This window comes from Streptomyces sp. NPDC002825 (genome assembly GCF_040295385.1).
Classification (GTDB): domain Bacteria; phylum Actinomycetota; class Actinomycetes; order Streptomycetales; family Streptomycetaceae; genus Streptomyces.
On record NZ_JBEOVH010000030.1, the window covers coordinates 1 to 15,341 of the forward strand.

Consider the following 15,341-nt stretch of genomic DNA (forward strand, 5'->3'; position numbering starts at 1 on the left):
GACAGACACCTTGTCCGGGTGGCGGAATGGCAGACGCGCTAGCTTGAGGTGCTAGTGCCCTTTATCGGGCGTGGGGGTTCAAGTCCCCCCTCGGACACCAGCGAAAGGCCCCACATTTTGTGGGGCCTTTCTCGTTACGCTGCAGAACTCACGGCGGCAGGACTCACGGCGACACGATTCACGGCGGTAGGACCCGGTGCGACGCAGAACGAAGGCCCCTTCTTCGCCCCTCCCCCAGCGACACGGGATCGACCCCGTACGGGTGAGGTTGCCGGAGGACCCCGAGGGAGCCTGGGCGACCGTTCGGGAGTATCTGGTCGGGCGGTACGGGGGTGCCGTCGGGGTCGGGCGGGTCGAGGGGATGTTGCGGGAGGAGCGGTTCGTCGGGGTCGACGGGCCCGTCGGCGGAGACGAGCCGTATGTTCCGGGGCGGTATCTCTGGTTCCATCGGGATCTTCCCGCCGAGACGCCCGTGCCCTTCGAGGTCGGGGTCGTGTACCGGGACGAGCGGATCGTGGTGGCCGACAAGCCGCATTTTCTGGCGACCATGCCTCGCGGGCGGCATGTGACGGAGACCGCGCTCGCGCGGTTGCGGCGGGATCTGGGGTTGCCGTTCCTTCAGCCCGCGCACCGGCTCGACCGGCTGACGGCGGGGCTCGTGCTGTTCGTCGTGCGGCCGGAGGACCGGGGGGCGTACCAGACGCTGTTCCGGGACCGGGTCGTGCGCAAGGAGTACGAGGCGGTGGCGCCGTACGATCCGGCCGTCGAGCTGCCCGTCACCGTGCGCAGCCGGATCGAGAAGGAGCGTGGGGTGATGGCCGCCCGGGAGGTGCCGGGTGAGCCGAATGCCGAGAGCCGGGTGGAGCTGGTGAGGCACGCGGGTGGGGTCGCCTCGTACCGGCTCGTTCCCGTCACCGGGAGGACCCATCAGTTGCGGGTTCACATGAACCGGCTGGGGGTGCCGATCCTCGGCGATCCCCTCTATCCCGTCGTTCGTGAGGACGGGCCGGAGGACTTCTCGCGTCCCTTGCAGCTGCTGGCGCGGACGCTGAAGTTCACCGACCCGTTCACGGGCGTGCCGAGGGTCTTCGAGAGTCCCTCCGTCCTCAGTGGCCCCGCTTGATCCACTCCTCCAGGTGCGGGGCCTCCGCGCCGATCGTCGTCGTGTCGCCGTGGCCCGTGCGGACCACCGTCTCCGGCGGCAGGGTGAGGAGCTTCTCGCGGATCGAGTCGACGATCGTCGGGAAGTCCGAGTAGGACCGGCCGGTCGCGCCCGGGCCGCCCTGGAAGAGGGTGTCGCCGGTGAAGACGGTGCCCAGGTCGGGGGCGTGGAGGCAGACCGCGCCGGGGGCGTGGCCCGGGGTGTGGAGGACCTTGAGGTCCGTGCCCGCGATGGTGAGGACCTGGCCTTCGGCGAGGTCGCCGTCCGGGGTGTGGTCGGGGTGGGTCAGCTTCCACAGCGGCTGGTCGGCCGGGTGGAGCAGGATGCGGGCGCCGGTGGCGGCCGCGAGGGCCGGGGCGGCGTCGATGTGGTCGTCGTGCGCGTGGGTGCAGACGATGGCGCGCAGCGCGCGGCCGTCGAGCGCCGCGAGGATGGCCTCGGCGTCGTGGGCGGCGTCGATGACGATGGCCTCGGTGTCGTCGCCGACGATCCAGACGTTGTTGTCGACGTCCCAGGTGCCGCCGTCGAGGCTGAAGGTGCCGGAGGTGACCAGGTGGTCGATGCGGGCGGTCATCAGAGGACCACCACCGAGCGGAGCACGTCGCCCTCGTGCATGCGGGCGAAGGCCTTCTCGACGTCGCCGAGGCCGATGGTCTCGGTGACGAAGGCGGCGAGGTCGATGCGGCCCTGCTGGTGCAGGTCGATGAGCATCGGGAAGTCGCGGGACGGCAGGCAGTCCCCGTACCAGGAGGACTTGAGCGCGCCGCCGCGGCCGAAGACGTCGAGGAGGGGCAGGTCGAGGCGCATCTCCGGGCTGGGGACGCCGACCAGGACGACGGTGCCGGCGAGGTCGCGGGCGTAGAAGGCCTGCTCGTACGTCTCGGGGCGGCCGACGGCCTCGATGACGACGTCGGCGCCGAAGCCTCCGGTGAGCTCGCGGATCGCCTCGACGGCGTCGGCGGTGCGGGAGTTGACGGTGTGGGTGGCGCCCATCTCCTTGGCCTTGGCCAGTTTCCGGTCGTCGATGTCCACGGCGATGATCTTCGCGGCTCCGGCGAGGCGGGAGCCGACGACGGCCGCGTCGCCGACGCCGCCGCAGCCGATGACGGCGACGGTGTCGCCGCGGCCGACGTTGCCGGTGTTGATGGCGGCGCCGATGCCGGCCATCACGCCGCAGCCGAGGAGGCCCGCGACCTCGGGGGCGACGGCCGGGTCGACCTTGGTGCACTGGCCGGCGGCGACGAGGGTCTTCTCGGCGAAGGCGCCGATGCCGAGGGCCGGGGAGAGCTCCGTGCCGTCGAGGAGCGTCATCTTCTGCTTCGCGTTGTGGGTGGCGAAGCAGTACCAGGGGCGGCCCCGCTCGCAGGCGCGACAGGTGCCGCAGACGGCGCGCCAGTTGAGGATCACGAAGTCGCCGGGGGTGACGTCGGTGACGCCCTCGCCGACGGACTCGACGATGCCGGCGGCCTCGTGGCCGAGCAGGAAGGGGAACTCGTCGTTGATCGCGCCCTGCTTGTAGTGGAGATCGGTGTGACAGACGCCGCAGGCCTGGATCTTCACGACGGCCTCGCCGGGGCCGGGGTCGGGGATGACGATCGTCTCGACCCGTACGGGTTCGTTCTTGCCGGGGGCGATGACCCCCTGGACGTGCTGCGGCATCGCGAACTTCCTTTTCTCCGAACGGATCTTGTAAGGCTCTTGCGTACCACTATCTCCTGACAAAAGGCGAGACCCCCGCAGGCCATGCCTGTGGGGGTCCCGCCCTCTCCCTGGGGGAAGTCGTCAGTTCTGCTGGGCCGCGGCGGTCTCGCGGACGCGGCGGCGGACCAGGAACCAGCCGCCGGTGAGCGCGGCCGCGATGAGCGGCAGACAGTTCACGGTGGTGCGGCCGACGCCGCCGTCCATCCACATCAGGACGAGGACGGAGGCGAGGAAGCCCAGGGTGATGATCTGGGTGTACGGGGCCCAGGGCAGCCGGTACGCGGGCCGGACGAGCTTGCCCTGCTCGGCGCGGCGCACGAAGAGCAGCGAGCAGATCATGATCATCGCCCAGGTGCCGATGATGCCGATGGAGGCGAAGTTGAGGACGAGCTCGAAGGCCTCGCCCGGCATCAGGAAGTTGAGGACGACACCGGCGATGCCGAAGCCCGCGGTGAGCAGGATGCCGCCGTAGGGGACGCCGCCCTTGTTCATGACGCCGGTGAACTTGGGCGCGGAGCCGGACAGCGACATCGAGCGCAGGATGCGGCCGGTGGAGTAGAGGCCCGAGTTGAGGCTGGAGAGCGCGGCGGTGAGGACGACGAGGTTCATCACGCCGGCGGCGCCGGGGATGCCGAGCTTGTCGAAGACGGTGACGAAGGGGCTCTGGTCGCCGGTGTACGCGGTGAACGGGAGGATCAGCGCGAGCAGCACGACCGAGCCGACGTAGAAGAGGCCGACGCGCCACATGATCGAGTTGATCGCCTTCGGCATGATCTTCTCGGGGTTCTCGGTCTCACCGGCGGCGACGCCGCACAGCTCGACGGAGGCGTAGGCGAAGACGACGCCCTGGATCAGCAGCAGCATCGGCATGACGCCGTTCGGGAAGATGCCGCCGTTCTCGGTGATGTTGTGCAGGCCGGGGGTGTGGCCGCCGACGTCGTGCGAGGTGACGACGAGGAAGATGCCGACGATCATGAAGGCGACCAGGGCGGCGACCTTGATGATCGCGAACCAGAACTCCATCTCGCCGAAGTACTTCACGGAGATGAGGTTGGCGGCGAGGACGACCGCGAGGGCGATCAGCGCGAGGACCCACTGCGGGATGTCGCTGAACATGGCCCAGAAGTGGGCGTAGGTGGCGGCCGCGGTGATGTCGGCGACGGCGGTGGTCGACCAGTTGAGGAAGTAGAGCCAGCCGGCCGTGTAGGCACCCTTCTCGCCCATGAACTCCCGGGCGTACGAGACGAAGGCGCCGGAGGACGGGCGGTAGAGCACGAGCTCGCCGAGCGCGCGCACGACGAAGAAGGCGAAGAGGCCGCAGACCGCGTACGCGATGAAGAGCGACGGTCCGGCGTTGTGCATGCGGCCGCCGGCGCCCAGGAAGAGGCCGGTGCCGATGGCGCCGCCGATGGCGATCATGTTGATGTGCCGGGACTTGAGGTCCTTGCGGTAGCCGGCGTCGCCTGCGTCGACGTGGGGGGCGGCGGCCGGGTTCGCCGGAGCGGCGGACAGCGGCTCGGCCGCGGTGACGCGGTCAGTCATGGAGTTGTTCGCCTTCGTGAGGGGGAGCTGTGCGGGCCCGGCCGTACCTGGTGGGGGGTGTCCCCATGAAGGGGAGGTGTCCCCGGCACGGCCAGCGGACATCCTCACGGCAACGAGGCCGACTGACTGTGGCGCATGTCACTGAAAGCCCAGATTTGAGCTAGTTCAGAGCTTTACGCAGAACTTACCGGAAAGTAACGGGGGGTTTACGGCCACTCACGGAGCGAGGACGTCCAGTTCCTGCAGTGCGCCGACGGCGATCTGACGGGTGAGCTCCTCGGCGCGGGCCGCGTCCCGCTCGCGTACCGCCTCGGCGACCTGGACGTGGAGGGTGACGGCGGCCGGGTCGGGATCCTCGAACATCACGTGGTGGTGGGTGCGGCCGGTGAGGACCTCGGCGACGACGTCGCCGAGGCGGGCGAACATCTCGTTCCCCGAGGCGTTGAGCACGACCCGGTGGAAGGCGATGTCGTGGACGAGGTACTCCTCCAGGCGCCGGCCGCGTGAGGTGGCGACCATGCCGAGGGCCTGCTCGGTGAGCTCGCGGCACTGCTCGGGGGTGGCGTTCAGGGCGGCCAGGCCCGCGGCGACCGGTTCGACGGCCGAGCGCAGCACGGTGAGCGAGCGGAGCTGGCGGGGGCGGTCGGCGCCGGCGAGCCGCCAGCGGATGACCTGGGGGTCGTACACGTTCCAGCTGGCCGTGGGGAGCACGGTCACGCCGACCCGGCGGCGGGACTCGACGAGGTGCATGGACTCCAGGACCCGGACGACCTCGCGGACGACGGTCCGGGAGACGTCGAAGCGCTGGGCGAGCTCGTCGGTGCGCAGCACGGTGCCGGGCGGGTACTCCCCGGCGGTGATCGCGAGACCCAGGGTGGCCAGGACGTGTGAGTGGAGCCCCTGGGCCGGTGTCGTCATGCCGATCAGCCTATGCGCGCGGGCGCGTGTGATCACACCCGGGAATTAAAAGTACGACTTTTACGTCACAGACTCTTGAATACGTCGTACCCAATGGGTTTCATGAGCGCGACGGATTCACCGAATCGATGTCGAAGAAGACAGCGAGGCACCCCCCATGAGCACCACCCCCCTCTCCGCTCCCCCGGTCGTCGTCGTGATGGGCGTCGCCGGGACCGGCAAGACCACGATCGGTCCGCTGGTCGCGGAGGCGCTCGGTCTGCCGTATGCCGAGGGCGACGACTTCCACCCGGCGGCCAACGTCGCCAAGATGTCGGCCGGCGTCCCGCTGGACGACTCGGACCGGGGGCCGTGGCTCGACGCCATCGGGGAGTGGGCGCACGGCCGGGCCGGACTCGGCGGGGTCGTGAGCAGCTCCGCGCTCAAGCGGATCTACCGGGACCGGCTGCGTGCGGCCGCGCCCGGGGTCGTCTTCCTGCATCTGACCGGTGACCGGGAGCTGATCGAGGGGCGGATGGCCGCACGCAAGGGCCATTTCATGCCCACGGCGCTCCTCGACTCCCAGTTCGCCGCCCTGCAGCCGCTGCAGGAGGACGAGGCCGGCGTCGCCGTCGACGTCTCCGGCACCCCGGAGGAGATCACCGCCCGCGCCGTCGCCGCCCTGCGCGGCGTGGCCGGCTGACCTCTCGCCCGTACCCCCGCATCCCCGTCCCCCTTCCTGCCCGTACGAAGGACACCACCGTGACCAGTCTCAGCGTCGAGGTTCTGGCAGCGGACGCCGCCGAACCGATCACCTCGGCAGGCAACGCCCAGCTCGGGATCGCCGTGCTCGCCGGCATCGCCGTCATCGTCCTGCTCATCACCAAGTTCAAGCTGCACGCGTTCCTGGCCCTGACCATCGGGTCGCTGGCGCTCGGCGCGTTCGCGGGTGCCCCGCTCGCGGACACCATCAAGTCGTTCAGCACCGGACTCGGCAACACCGTGGCCGGCGTGGGCGTGCTCATCGCGCTCGGCGCGATCCTCGGCAAGCTGCTCGCCGACTCCGGCGGCGCCGACCAGATCGTGGACACGATCCTGGCGAAGACCGGCAAGAAGGCCATGCCGTGGGCGATGGTCCTGATCGCCTCCGTGATCGGTCTGCCGCTCTTCTTCGAGGTCGGCATCGTGCTGCTGATCCCGGTCGTGCTCATGGTCGCCAAGCGCGGCAACTACTCGCTGATGCGGATCGGCATCCCGGCCCTGGCCGGCCTGTCCGTGATGCACGGCCTCATCCCGCCGCACCCCGGCCCGCTCGTCGCGATCGACGCGATCGGCGCCAACCTGGGCGTGACCCTCGCGCTCGGCCTGGTCGTCGCCATCCCCACCGTGATCATCGCGGGTCCGCTCTTCTCCAAGTACGCCGCCCGCTGGGTGGACATCCAGGCCCCGGAGAAGATGATCCCGCCGCGTCCCTCCGAGGACCTGGAGAAGCGCCCCGGTTTCGGCGCCACGGTCGCGACCATCCTGCTGCCCGTCGTCCTGATGCTGGTCAAGGCGCTCGTCGACATCGTGGTCGACGACCCCGAGAACGGCGTGCAGAAGGTCACCGACGTCATCGGCTCCCCGCTGATCGCCCTGCTCGCGGCCGTCATAGTCGGCATGTTCACGCTGGGCCGCGCGGCCGGCTTCACCAAGGAGCGGCTGAACTCGACCGTCGAGAAGTCCCTGGCGCCGATCGCCGGCATCCTGTTGATCGTCGGCGCGGGCGGCGGCTTCAAGCAGACCCTGATCGACATCGGCGTCGGTCAGATGATCCTCGACTTCTCGAAGGACTGGTCGATCCCGGCCCTGCTGCTCGCCTGGCTGATCGCGGTCGCGATCCGGCTCGCGACCGGCTCGGCCACGGTGGCGACGATCTCGGCGGCCGGCCTGGTGGCCCCGCTCGCCGAGGGCATGTCCACCGGTGAGATGTCGCTCCTCGTCCTCGCCATCGGCGCCGGTTCGCTCTTCTTCAGCCACGTCAACGACGCCGGTTTCTGGCTGGTGAAGGAGTACTTCGGCATGAACGTCGGCCAGACGATCAAGACCTGGTCGGTGATGGAGACGATCATCTCGGTCGTCGGCATCGTGTTCGTGCTGCTGCTGTCGCTGGTGATCTAGCCGGTCCCGTACGCGCGGAGGGGCCCCGGAACGTCCGGGGCCCCTCCGTCGTGCTCAGCCCCGCAACAGGTCCAGGACCTTCGCTCCGAGCTCCAGGGCCTCGTCGGGCGAGTCGACCGACTGCTGGAGGTCGACGAAGCAGCCGTCGGCGCCGGTGTCACGGACGCCCTCGAGCACGGCGGCGATCGCGTCCGCCGTGGCGCCCGGGGCGGGGTTGTGGCGGATCTGCCGGCGCAGCGCCTCCGGGTCGCGGCCCGCCTCCTCGGCGGCGCGCCGGGCCACGTCCCACAGGCCCTCGGCCGCCCCGGGCGGCAGGACGGCGCCGACCCAGCCGGCGGCCCGGCGGCCGACCCGGCGCAGGGCGGCCGGGCTGAAGCCGCCGAGGTAGACGGGCGGTCCGGCCGGCTGGACGGGGCGGAGGCCCACGTACGAGGCCGGGATCGTCCAGCGGGGTCCCTCGTGGCCGAACTCCTCCTGGGTCCAGAAGCCGTGCAGGACGTCGAGCAGCTCGTCGAGGAGGGCGCCGCGCCGGCCGAAGTCGGCGCCGACGGCGGTGTACTCGTCGCGCAGCCAGCCGATGCCGAGACCGACGTCCAGGCGTCCGCCGCTGACCTGGTCGAGCGAGGTCAGCGAGCGGGCGAGGAGGGCCGGCGGGTACCAGGGGCCGTTGAGGGTGCTCATGCCGAGCCGGGCGCGGGCGGTCGCGCCGGCGGCGACGGTGAGCACGGTCAGCGGGTCCAGGAAGGTCTTGTACTGGCGGGGGTACGGGTTCTCCGGGGTGTGGCCCGGATAGAGGTCGCTGGGGGCGACCGGGGTCAGGGCGCGGTCGCCGACCCAGAACGAGTCGAACCCGGCGTCCTCGGCGTCCCGCGCGAAGGCCGCGATGCGGTCCGCGCGGGCGTGGGTGCCGTACTGGGGCAGTGCGATGCCTATCTCCATGGCCTCATCCTGGGCCGGGGGGCGCCCCGCGACACGAAGGTCTCGGCGTGTGACCCGTACCACACCGCTCGCGTGGGAGCTGTACGTCGCGCCGGGCGGGGTCCGTCAGTTCACCGCCTTCGCCGCCGCCCGGCCCGCCGCGCGGCCCGAGAAGATGCAGCCGCCGAGGAAGGTGCCTTCGAGGGAGCGGTAGCCGTGGACTCCGCCGCCGCCGAAGCCCGCCGCCTCGCCCGCCGCGTACAGGCCGTCCAGCGGTTCGCCGCCCTCCGTCAGGACCCGGGAGTCGAGGTCGGTCTCCAGGCCGCCGAGGGACTTGCGGGTGAGGATGTTGAGGCGCACGGCGATCAGCGGGCCCGCCTTCGGGTCGAGGATGCGGTGCGGGGGCGCCGTGCGGATCAGTTTGTCGCCCAGGTACCTGCGGGCGCCCCGGATCGCCGTGACCTGGAGGTCCTTGGTGAAGGGGTTGGCGATCTCCCGGTCGCGTGCGGTGATCTCGCGGCGCAGCGCGGCCTCGTCGATGAGGGGTTCGCCGGTGAGCGCGTTCATGCCGCGGACGAGGGCGGAGAGGTCGTTCTCGACGACGAAGTCGACGCCGTGGTCCATGAAGGCCTGCACGGGGGCGGGTACGTCGGCGCGGGCGCGGCCGAGGACGTCGCGGACGGACTTGCCGGTGAGGTCGGGGTTCTGTTCGGAGCCGGAGAGCGCGAACTCCTTGCCGATGATGCGCTTGTCGAGGACGAACCAGGTGTGGTCGTGTCCGGTCCGCATGATGTGTTCGAGGGTGCCCAGGGTGTCGAAGCCGGGGAAGAGCGGGACGGGGAGCCGCTTGCCCGTGGCGTCGAGCCAGAGGCTGGACGGGCCGGGCAGGATGCGGATGCCGTGGCGGGCCCAGATGGGGTTCCAGTTCTCGATGCCCTCGGTGTAGTGCCACATCCGGTCGCGGTTGATGTGGCGGGCGCCCGCCTTCTCGGCGACGCCGAGCATCAGTCCGTCCACGTGGGCGGGGACGCCGGAGAGCAGTTTGGCCGGCGGGGTGCCGAGCCGGGCGGGCCACTGCGCGCGGACGAGGTCGTGGTTGCCGCCGATGCCGCCGGAGGTGACGATCACGGCCTGGGCCCGGAGTTCGAAGGCGCCCGTGACCTCGCGGCTCGACGCGGTGCCGCGGGCCGCCGTGGAGGGGGCCAGGATCTCGCCGGAGACCGTGTCGACGGCTCCGGCGGTGCGGCCGAGGCCGGTGACGCGGTGGCGGAAGCGGAGGTCGACGAGGCCGCGGGCGGCGCCCTCGCAGACCTTGCGCTCGAAGGGGGCGACGAGGCCGGGTCCCGTGCCCCAGGTGATGTGGAAGCGGGGTACGGAGTTGCCGTGGCCGTTGGCGTCGTAGCCGCCGCGCTCGGCCCAGCCGACGACGGGGAAGAAGCGCACCCCGCGCGCGTGGAGCCAGGCGCGCTTCTCGCCCGCGGCGAAGTCGACGTACGCCTCGGCCCACTTCCTCGGCCAGTGGTCCTCGCTGCGGTCGAAGCCCGCGGTGCCGAACCAGTCCTGGAGGGCGAGGGCATGGCTGTCCTTGACGCGCATCCTGCGCTGCTCGGGCGAGTCGACGAGGAACAGGCCGCCGAAGGACCAGTGGGCCTGGCCGCCGAGGGACGGCTCGGGTTCCTGGTCGAGGAGGATCACGGTGCGGCCGGCATCGACCAGTTCGGCTGTGGCGACGAGGCCGGCGAGGCCCGCCCCGATCACGATCACGTCAGCGTCGTAGGACATGGACCGCATCTTGGATACACGGATGTATCGAGTCAACCGTCCGGGCCCGGTCGCGGCCTTTCCGTTTTCTAATGCCGAGCATTAATATGACCGCATGGCAAGGACGTCAGGCACCGAGACCCGGGAGAAACTGATCCGCGCGGCGGAGGAGCTCTTCGCCGCACAGGGCGTCGACGGGGCGCAGCTGCGGGACGTCGTGGCGCTGGCCGGACAGGCCAACCCCTCGGCGGTGCAGTACCACTTCGGCTCGCGCGCCGGACTGCTCGACGCGGTCATGGCCGGCCGTCAGATCCGTACGGAAGGGGTGCTGGCCCCGCTGTTCGAGGAGGCGGGCGACGACCTGAAGCAGCTGATCGCCGCCCTCGTCACCGCCGAGGCCAGCGAGCTGCGCACCGACCGTGGCCGCCGCTGCCTGCGGATCTCCGCGCAGCTCAGCCACGAGAGCGGCGTCCGCACCCGCACGCCCCACCCCACGCTCGCCGGCACCGTCTACTGGCGCCTCATCGAGCGGATCGCGGACCGCCTCGCCTCCGGTGGGCTCCCCGAGCCGCTGCTCCTGGAGCGCCTCGACCTGGCGCTGACCGTGGTGGGCGCGGCCATGGCCGACCGAGCCCGGCAGTACCTCGACGGCACCGAGCCGCTCACGGACGAGCCCCTCTTCCTCGCCGACCTCGTCGAGACCACCACCGCGCTTCTCCGGGCCGCACAGCCCCGGAGCGTCTGAACAGCACCCCGAAGACCCCGAAGGGACCTCTCTCATGAACGACCTCACCGGCAAGACCGTGCTCATCACTGGCGGCGCCCGCGGCCTGGGCGCCGAGGCCGCCCGGCTTGCCGTGGCCTCCGGCGCGAACGTCGTGATCACCGACGTCCTCGACGAGGACGGCAAGGCCACCGCCGAGGCGCTCGGCGAGCGGGCCCGGTTCCTCCACCACGACGTGACCTCCGAGGAGGAGTGGGCGGCGGCCGTCGCCTTCGCGGTGGCCGAGTTCGGCGGGCTGCACGGTCTGGTGAACAACGCCGGCATCTCCACCGGCGCGTTCCTGGAGACCGAGTCCGTCGAGCACTTCCGCAGGGTCCTCGACATCAACCTGACCGGTGTCTTCATCGGCATGAAGGCCGCGATCCCGGCGATGAAGGAGGCCGGCGGCGGCTCGATCGTCAACATCTCCTCGGCGGCGGGCCTGATGGGCCTGGCGCTGACCGCCGGGTACGGCGCCTCGAAGTGGGGCGTGCGCGGCCTGACGAAGATCGGCGCGGTCGAGCTCGGCACGGCGAAGATCCGCGTCAACTCCGTCCACCCCGGCATGACCTACACCCCGATGACGGCCTCCGTCGGCATCGAGCGCGGCGAGGGCAAGTACCCGAACACGCCGATGGGCCGGGTCGGCGAGGCCGACGAGATCGCGGGCGCGGTCGTCTTCCTCCTTTCGGACGCCGCCTCGTACGTGACGGGCGCGGAGCTCGCCGTGGACGGCGGCTGGACGACCGGTCCGACCGTCAAGTACGTCATGGGGCAGTGAGACCCGTCCTGTGCCCCGTGCCGCGGTGATTTCATGGGCGCATGAGCGCTGAAGAGATCGTGGACGTCGTCGACGACAACGACCGGGTGATCGGTCAGGCCCCGCGCGCCGAGGTGCACGCGCGGGGCCTGACCCATCGCTGCGTCTTCATCCGGGTCAGGGACGCCGAGGGCCGGACCTTCGTGCACCGCAGGACGGCGACGAAGCTGTCGTACCCCTCGCTGTACGACATGTTCGTCGGCGGTGTCGTCGGCGCTGGCGAGACCTACGACGAGGCCGCGCTGCGCGAGGCCGAGGAGGAGCTCGGGGTCTCCGGACTCCCCCGGCCGGAGCCGGTCCTGACGTTCCTGTTCGACGCCGGGGACGGGGACGGGAAGTGGTGGTCGGCGGTCTACGAGGTCCGCTGCGACCTGCCGGTCGACCCGCAGGTGGAGGAGGTCGCCTGGCACACGTTCCTGACGGACGGGGAGCTGGAGGAACGCCTCGGCACCTGGGAGTGGGTGCCGGACGGCCTCGCCGCGTACGAGCTGCTGCGGGCCCGGAGCGGGCGCACGGAGGGCTGACGGTCCGGCCGCTGCGGGCCCTGAGCGGGTAGACGGCGGGCCGACCGTGCGGCCGCTGCGGGCCCGGAGCGGGCATACGGCGGCCTGACGGTCCGGCTGCTGCGGGCCCGGAGCGGGTAGACGGCGGCCTGACGGTCCGGCTGCTGCGGGCCCTGAGCGGGTAGACGGCGGGCTGACCGCACGGCCGCTGCGGGCCCGGAGCGGGCATACGGCGGCCTGACGGTCCGGCCGCTGCGGGCCCTGAGCGGGTAGACGGCGGGCCGACCCTCCGGCGCGGGAGCCGCTGTCCGGCGGTCCGATCATCCGGCCGTTAGGGTGCACGGGTGAGGGAATTCGTGCAGAGTCTGCGGCTGTGGTTCGCGCCGCAGCGGATCCGGGACGAGGGCGAGACCCCCGACTACCGCTTCTCCCTCGCCAACGAGCGGACCTTCCTCGCCTGGATCCGGACCGCACTCGCCCTGGTGGGTGGCGGCTTCGCCGTCGACCAGTTCCTGCCGGACCTGCGCTGGGGCGTGCGCGTCGGGCTCGCGCTCGCGCTGCTCGCCGCCGGTGTGCTGTGCGCCCTGCGGGCGGTGAACCACTGGGTGCGCTGCGAGCGGGCGATGCGGCGCGGCGAGGACCTGCCGGCCTCCCGGTTCCCCGCGGTGCTCAGCCTCGCGGTGGCCGGGGTGGCGCTGGCGATGGTGGTGCTCGTCGTCTTCGGCTGGGCCGGGCGGTGAGCCAGGCCGCCGAGACCCGGGATCCCGGGCTCCAGCCGGAGCGGACCCGGCTCGCGTGGCGGCGTACGACTCTGTCGTGCACGGTCGTCGCGGTCCTCGCCGTGAAGCTGACCGTCAGCGACGAGGTCACGGCGAGGGAGCTGACCGGGCTCGCGCTGTCGTCCCTGGTGTGGGTGGCGTTCCTGGTGGTGGCCCACCGGCGGATCCGTTCCCTGGGCGCGGCGCGGCCGCTGCCGCTCTCCCACCGGGCCGCGCTGCTCGCTGCGGGGTGCACGATCGCGCTCGCCGTCCTGGGGGCGGCGGTGATCTGGTGAGGCGCGACGCTGCTACGGGACGGTCACCACGACCTTGCCGTTGAGGCCGCCCGCCGCGTTGGCGCGCTGGGCCTCGGCCGCCTGTTCCAGGGGGAAGGACCTGGCCACCCGTACGGTGAGGACGCCCGCGTCGGCCAGGTCGGCGAGGGCCGCGAGGTCGGCCGCGTCCGGGCGGGTCCAGAAGTAGGTGCCGCCCAGGGCGAGGACCTCGCCGTCGGCGATCGACGCCAGGCGGCCCCGCGGGGCGAGGAGCCGGGCGGAGAGCTTCAGGAACGGCCCGCCGATGGTGTCGAGGACGGCGTCCACGCCCTGCGGGGCGAGGGCGCGGACCTGGTCGGTGAAGGTCTCCTCGTCGAAGCGGACGGGTTCGGCGCCGAGCTCCGCCACCCGCTCCTGGCCCGCGTCCCTGGCCGCGCCGATGACCCGGCAGCCGAGGTGGCGGGCGATCTGCACGGCCACCGAGCCGACCCCGCCGGCCGCCGCGTGGACGAGGACGGTGTCCCCGGGCCGTACCGCGAGGGCCCGGTGGAGCGCCTGGTACGCGGTGAGGCCGACGAGCGGGAGGGCCGCGGCCTCCTCGAAGCCGAAGGTGCGGGGCTTGCGGGCGAGGGTGCGGACGGGGGCGGCGACGTACTCGGCGAAGGTGCCACGGGAGAGGAAGTCCTCGCGGACGTACCCCATGACCTCGTCACCCACGGCGAACTCGGGGACGCAGAGACCGAGCCGGACGACGACACCGGAGACGTCCCAGCCGGGGACGACCGGGAAGACCGCGTCCATCAGGCCGTCGAGGTATCCGGCCTGGCACTTCCAGTCGACCGGGTTGACGGAGGCCGCCCGCACCTGGATCAGGACCCCGTCCGGTCCGACCTTGGGCTCGGGAAGCTCGCCGTACTCCAGGACCTCGGGACCGCCGTACCGGCTGTAGCTGATCGCCTTCATATCCCCGACCCTCGGTGCGACGGGGCCGGCCCGCAAGCCGGGGGGCCGTCAGCCGCCGAGGGCCGCCGGCGGCGGGAGCATCTCCCGCGGGTCGCGCCCCGAGGTCCACAGGCCGATGAGGAAGGCCGTCGTCGCCTCCAGGAGGTCCGCGTGGGCCAGCGGGCCCGCGACGAAGGGGGCGCAGCCCAGGTCGGCTGCGAGACCGGCGACGAGCGCGAGGGCCTCCTCGTCGTCCCCGCAGAGCGGGACGGCGACCGGGCCGTCCGCGAAGACGGGCGGGGTACGGCTCCACACGGCGGGCGTGACGTGGTTGAAGGCCTTGACCACCCGGGCGCCGGTCGCGGCGGCGAGGGTACGGGCGGCGCCGGGGCCCTCGCCGGTGGTGAGGACCGGGCCGGGGCCCACCGCGTTGGTGCAGTCGATCAGGATCCGGCCGGCGAACGAACCGACGGGGCCCGCCGCTTCGAGGGCCGGCAGGACGGCGTCGTACGGCAGGGCCAGCAGGGTCGCCTCCCCGAAGCGGGCCGCCTCGGCGAGGGTGCCGGCACGGGCCCCGCTGCTCGCGGCGAGCGCCGCCGTCCGTCGCGCGTCCCGGCCGCCGACGAGCACCTCGTGGCCCGCCGCGGCCCACCTTCCGCCGAGCGCCCGTGCCATCGCTCCCGTACCCAGTACTCCCACCCGCATGGGCGTCCTCCCTCACGTAGCGTTGTGCGTGCTGTCGTGAACGACCATAGACAGGGGGCGACTTACCACATGGTTACCGACCGGGTCCTCGCGGACTGCCGGGCGCGGCTCGGCTTCGACCTGCTGGCGAACACCTGGAACGGGGTCGTCCTGTACGCGCTCGCGGACGGGCCGCGCCGGCCCGGGGAGCTGCGGACGGCGATCGGCGGGATCAGCGCGAAGGTGCTGACTCAGACGCTGCGGCGCCTCGAGGGGTACGCCCTGGTGGAACGGCGGTCGTACGAGGAGACCCCGCCCCGGGTCGAGTACGCGCTGACGGCACTGGGGCGTTCGCTGCTCGGGCCGCTCGAGGCGCTGGGGCGGTGGTCGGCCGAGTACGGGGACGCGTTCGTCGCGGCGCAGGGGTGGGACGAGGAGGAGTGAGCCGTTCCGGG

17 protein-coding genes and 1 tRNA gene are annotated in these 15,341 nt (G+C 72.0%); 10 read left to right on the top strand and 8 right to left on the bottom strand.

The features are described 5' to 3' along the window. The first annotated feature begins 12 nt into the window (after positions 1–12). Together ABT041_RS30215 and ABT041_RS30220 are read left to right on the top strand one after the other, a co-directional pair. Positions 13–100: transfer RNA gene (locus ABT041_RS30215), tRNA-Leu, on the top strand. A gap of 96 nt (positions 101–196) precedes the next feature. Beyond that, positions 197–1,123 (top strand): pseudouridine synthase, encoded by a 927-nt coding sequence (locus ABT041_RS30220; RefSeq protein WP_351190386.1) that lies wholly within the window; start codon positions 197–199, stop codon positions 1,121–1,123. Here the strand turns inward: ABT041_RS30220 and ABT041_RS30225 are convergent. The 4 genes from ABT041_RS30225 to ABT041_RS30240 form a co-directional block, all read right to left on the bottom strand. Continuing rightward, entirely contained in the window at positions 1,107–1,736 is a 630-nt protein-coding gene (locus ABT041_RS30225) for an MBL fold metallo-hydrolase (protein WP_351190388.1), read from the bottom strand. The two genes, ABT041_RS30220 and ABT041_RS30225, sit on opposite strands and share 17 nt — an antisense overlap. Beyond that, positions 1,736–2,821: an S-(hydroxymethyl)mycothiol dehydrogenase gene (locus tag ABT041_RS30230; protein ID WP_351190390.1), complete on the bottom strand. Its 1,086-nt coding sequence runs from the start codon at positions 2,819–2,821 to the stop codon at positions 1,736–1,738. Before ABT041_RS30230 ends, ABT041_RS30225 begins: the two co-directional genes overlap by 1 nt. A gap of 123 nt (positions 2,822–2,944) precedes the next feature. After that, positions 2,945–4,405 carry an amino acid permease gene (locus ABT041_RS30235; protein ID WP_351190392.1) on the bottom strand — a complete coding sequence of 487 codons (1,461 nt, stop codon included), beginning with the start codon at positions 4,403–4,405 and terminating at the stop codon, positions 2,945–2,947. Positions 4,406–4,621: 216 nt separating this feature from the next. Next, the gene (locus ABT041_RS30240) at positions 4,622–5,323 is read right to left on the bottom strand and encodes a FadR/GntR family transcriptional regulator (RefSeq protein ID WP_041128413.1); all 702 of its coding nucleotides are present in this window, start codon (positions 5,321–5,323) and stop codon (positions 4,622–4,624) included. Positions 5,324–5,480: 157 nt separating this feature from the next. Between ABT041_RS30240 and ABT041_RS30245 the strand changes: the two genes are divergently transcribed. Together ABT041_RS30245 and ABT041_RS30250 are read left to right on the top strand one after the other, a co-directional pair. Continuing rightward, positions 5,481–6,005: a gluconokinase gene (locus tag ABT041_RS30245; RefSeq protein WP_351190395.1), complete on the top strand. Its 525-nt coding sequence runs from the start codon at positions 5,481–5,483 to the stop codon at positions 6,003–6,005. 59 nt (positions 6,006–6,064) lie between these two features. Then, a complete protein-coding gene (locus tag ABT041_RS30250; protein WP_351190397.1) occupies positions 6,065–7,462 on the top strand; it encodes a GntP family permease in 1,398 nt (465 codons plus the stop codon). Positions 7,463–7,516: 54 nt separating this feature from the next. Here the strand turns inward: ABT041_RS30250 and ABT041_RS30255 are convergent, their stop codons facing one another. Both ABT041_RS30255 and ABT041_RS30260 read right to left on the bottom strand, forming a co-directional pair. Continuing rightward, positions 7,517–8,401, bottom strand: coding sequence for a TIGR03619 family F420-dependent LLM class oxidoreductase (locus ABT041_RS30255; protein ID WP_351190399.1), 885 nt, complete (start codon positions 8,399–8,401; stop codon positions 7,517–7,519). A 105-nt stretch (positions 8,402–8,506) separates the two neighbouring features. After that, positions 8,507–10,162 (bottom strand): FAD-binding dehydrogenase, encoded by a 1,656-nt coding sequence (locus ABT041_RS30260; protein ID WP_351190401.1) that lies wholly within the window; start codon positions 10,160–10,162, stop codon positions 8,507–8,509. A 94-nt stretch (positions 10,163–10,256) separates the two neighbouring features. Between ABT041_RS30260 and ABT041_RS30265 the strand changes: the two genes are divergently transcribed. The 5 genes from ABT041_RS30265 to ABT041_RS30285 all read left to right on the top strand — a co-directional run bounded on the left by ABT041_RS30265 (position 10,257) and on the right by ABT041_RS30285 (position 13,281). Continuing rightward, complete coding sequence (locus ABT041_RS30265; protein ID WP_351190403.1) at positions 10,257–10,886, top strand: TetR/AcrR family transcriptional regulator; 630 nt, start codon at positions 10,257–10,259, stop codon at positions 10,884–10,886. Between the two features lie 34 nt (positions 10,887–10,920). Further along, positions 10,921–11,685 carry a glucose 1-dehydrogenase gene (locus tag ABT041_RS30270; protein ID WP_351190405.1) on the top strand — a complete coding sequence of 255 codons (765 nt, stop codon included), beginning with the start codon at positions 10,921–10,923 and terminating at the stop codon, positions 11,683–11,685. Positions 11,686–11,726: 41 nt separating this feature from the next. Further along, a complete protein-coding gene (locus ABT041_RS30275) occupies positions 11,727–12,248 on the top strand; it encodes an NUDIX domain-containing protein (RefSeq protein ID WP_351190407.1) in 522 nt (173 codons plus the stop codon). A 323-nt stretch (positions 12,249–12,571) separates the two neighbouring features. After that, positions 12,572–12,967: a YidH family protein gene (locus tag ABT041_RS30280; RefSeq protein WP_351190409.1), complete on the top strand. Its 396-nt coding sequence runs from the start codon at positions 12,572–12,574 to the stop codon at positions 12,965–12,967. Beyond that, positions 12,964–13,281 (top strand): DUF202 domain-containing protein, encoded by a 318-nt coding sequence (locus ABT041_RS30285; protein WP_351190411.1) that lies wholly within the window; start codon positions 12,964–12,966, stop codon positions 13,279–13,281. The genes ABT041_RS30280 and ABT041_RS30285 overlap by 4 nt, the downstream gene beginning before the upstream one ends. 12 nt (positions 13,282–13,293) lie before the next feature. Here the strand turns inward: ABT041_RS30285 and ABT041_RS30290 are convergent, their stop codons facing one another. Together ABT041_RS30290 and ABT041_RS30295 are read right to left on the bottom strand one after the other, a co-directional pair. Then, on the bottom strand, positions 13,294–14,223 hold the full coding sequence (locus ABT041_RS30290; RefSeq protein WP_351190413.1) for an NADP-dependent oxidoreductase: 930 nt from the start codon (positions 14,221–14,223) through the stop codon (positions 13,294–13,296). A 48-nt stretch (positions 14,224–14,271) separates the two neighbouring features. Next, positions 14,272–14,907, bottom strand: a complete 636-nt coding sequence (locus ABT041_RS30295; protein ID WP_351190415.1) for an NADPH-dependent F420 reductase — start codon at positions 14,905–14,907, stop codon at positions 14,272–14,274. 69 nt (positions 14,908–14,976) lie between these two features. Here ABT041_RS30295 and ABT041_RS30300 point away from each other — a divergent pair, with 69 nt between their 5' ends. Continuing rightward, positions 14,977–15,330: a winged helix-turn-helix transcriptional regulator gene (locus tag ABT041_RS30300; protein ID WP_351190417.1), complete on the top strand. Its 354-nt coding sequence runs from the start codon at positions 14,977–14,979 to the stop codon at positions 15,328–15,330. Positions 15,331–15,341: the final 11 nt, after the last annotated feature.

Excerpts from the sequence above, each read along its gene's own strand:
- ABT041_RS30230 (WP_351190390.1), bottom strand. The coding sequence starts at position 2,821 with ATGCCGCAGCACGTCCAGGGGGTCATCGCCCCCGGCAAGAACGAACCC.
- ABT041_RS30255 (WP_351190399.1), bottom strand. The coding sequence starts at position 8,401 with ATGGAGATAGGCATCGCACTGCCCCAGTACGGCACCCACGCCCGCGCG.
- ABT041_RS30290 (WP_351190413.1), bottom strand. The coding sequence starts at position 14,223 with ATGAAGGCGATCAGCTACAGCCGGTACGGCGGTCCCGAGGTCCTGGAG.
- ABT041_RS30300 (WP_351190417.1), top strand. The coding sequence starts at position 14,977 with ATGGTTACCGACCGGGTCCTCGCGGACTGCCGGGCGCGGCTCGGCTTC.
- ABT041_RS30265 (WP_351190403.1), top strand. The coding sequence starts at position 10,257 with ATGGCAAGGACGTCAGGCACCGAGACCCGGGAGAAACTGATCCGCGCG.
- ABT041_RS30260 (WP_351190401.1), bottom strand. The coding sequence starts at position 10,162 with ATGTCCTACGACGCTGACGTGATCGTGATCGGGGCGGGCCTCGCCGGC.
- ABT041_RS30240 (WP_041128413.1), bottom strand. The coding sequence starts at position 5,323 with ATGACGACACCGGCCCAGGGGCTCCACTCACACGTCCTGGCCACCCTG.
- ABT041_RS30295 (WP_351190415.1), bottom strand. The coding sequence starts at position 14,907 with ATGCGGGTGGGAGTACTGGGTACGGGAGCGATGGCACGGGCGCTCGGC.
- ABT041_RS30235 (WP_351190392.1), bottom strand. The coding sequence starts at position 4,405 with ATGACTGACCGCGTCACCGCGGCCGAGCCGCTGTCCGCCGCTCCGGCG.
- ABT041_RS30270 (WP_351190405.1), top strand. The coding sequence starts at position 10,921 with ATGAACGACCTCACCGGCAAGACCGTGCTCATCACTGGCGGCGCCCGC.
- ABT041_RS30225 (WP_351190388.1), bottom strand. The coding sequence starts at position 1,736 with ATGACCGCCCGCATCGACCACCTGGTCACCTCCGGCACCTTCAGCCTC.
- ABT041_RS30245 (WP_351190395.1), top strand. The coding sequence starts at position 5,481 with ATGAGCACCACCCCCCTCTCCGCTCCCCCGGTCGTCGTCGTGATGGGC.
- ABT041_RS30275 (WP_351190407.1), top strand. The coding sequence starts at position 11,727 with ATGAGCGCTGAAGAGATCGTGGACGTCGTCGACGACAACGACCGGGTG.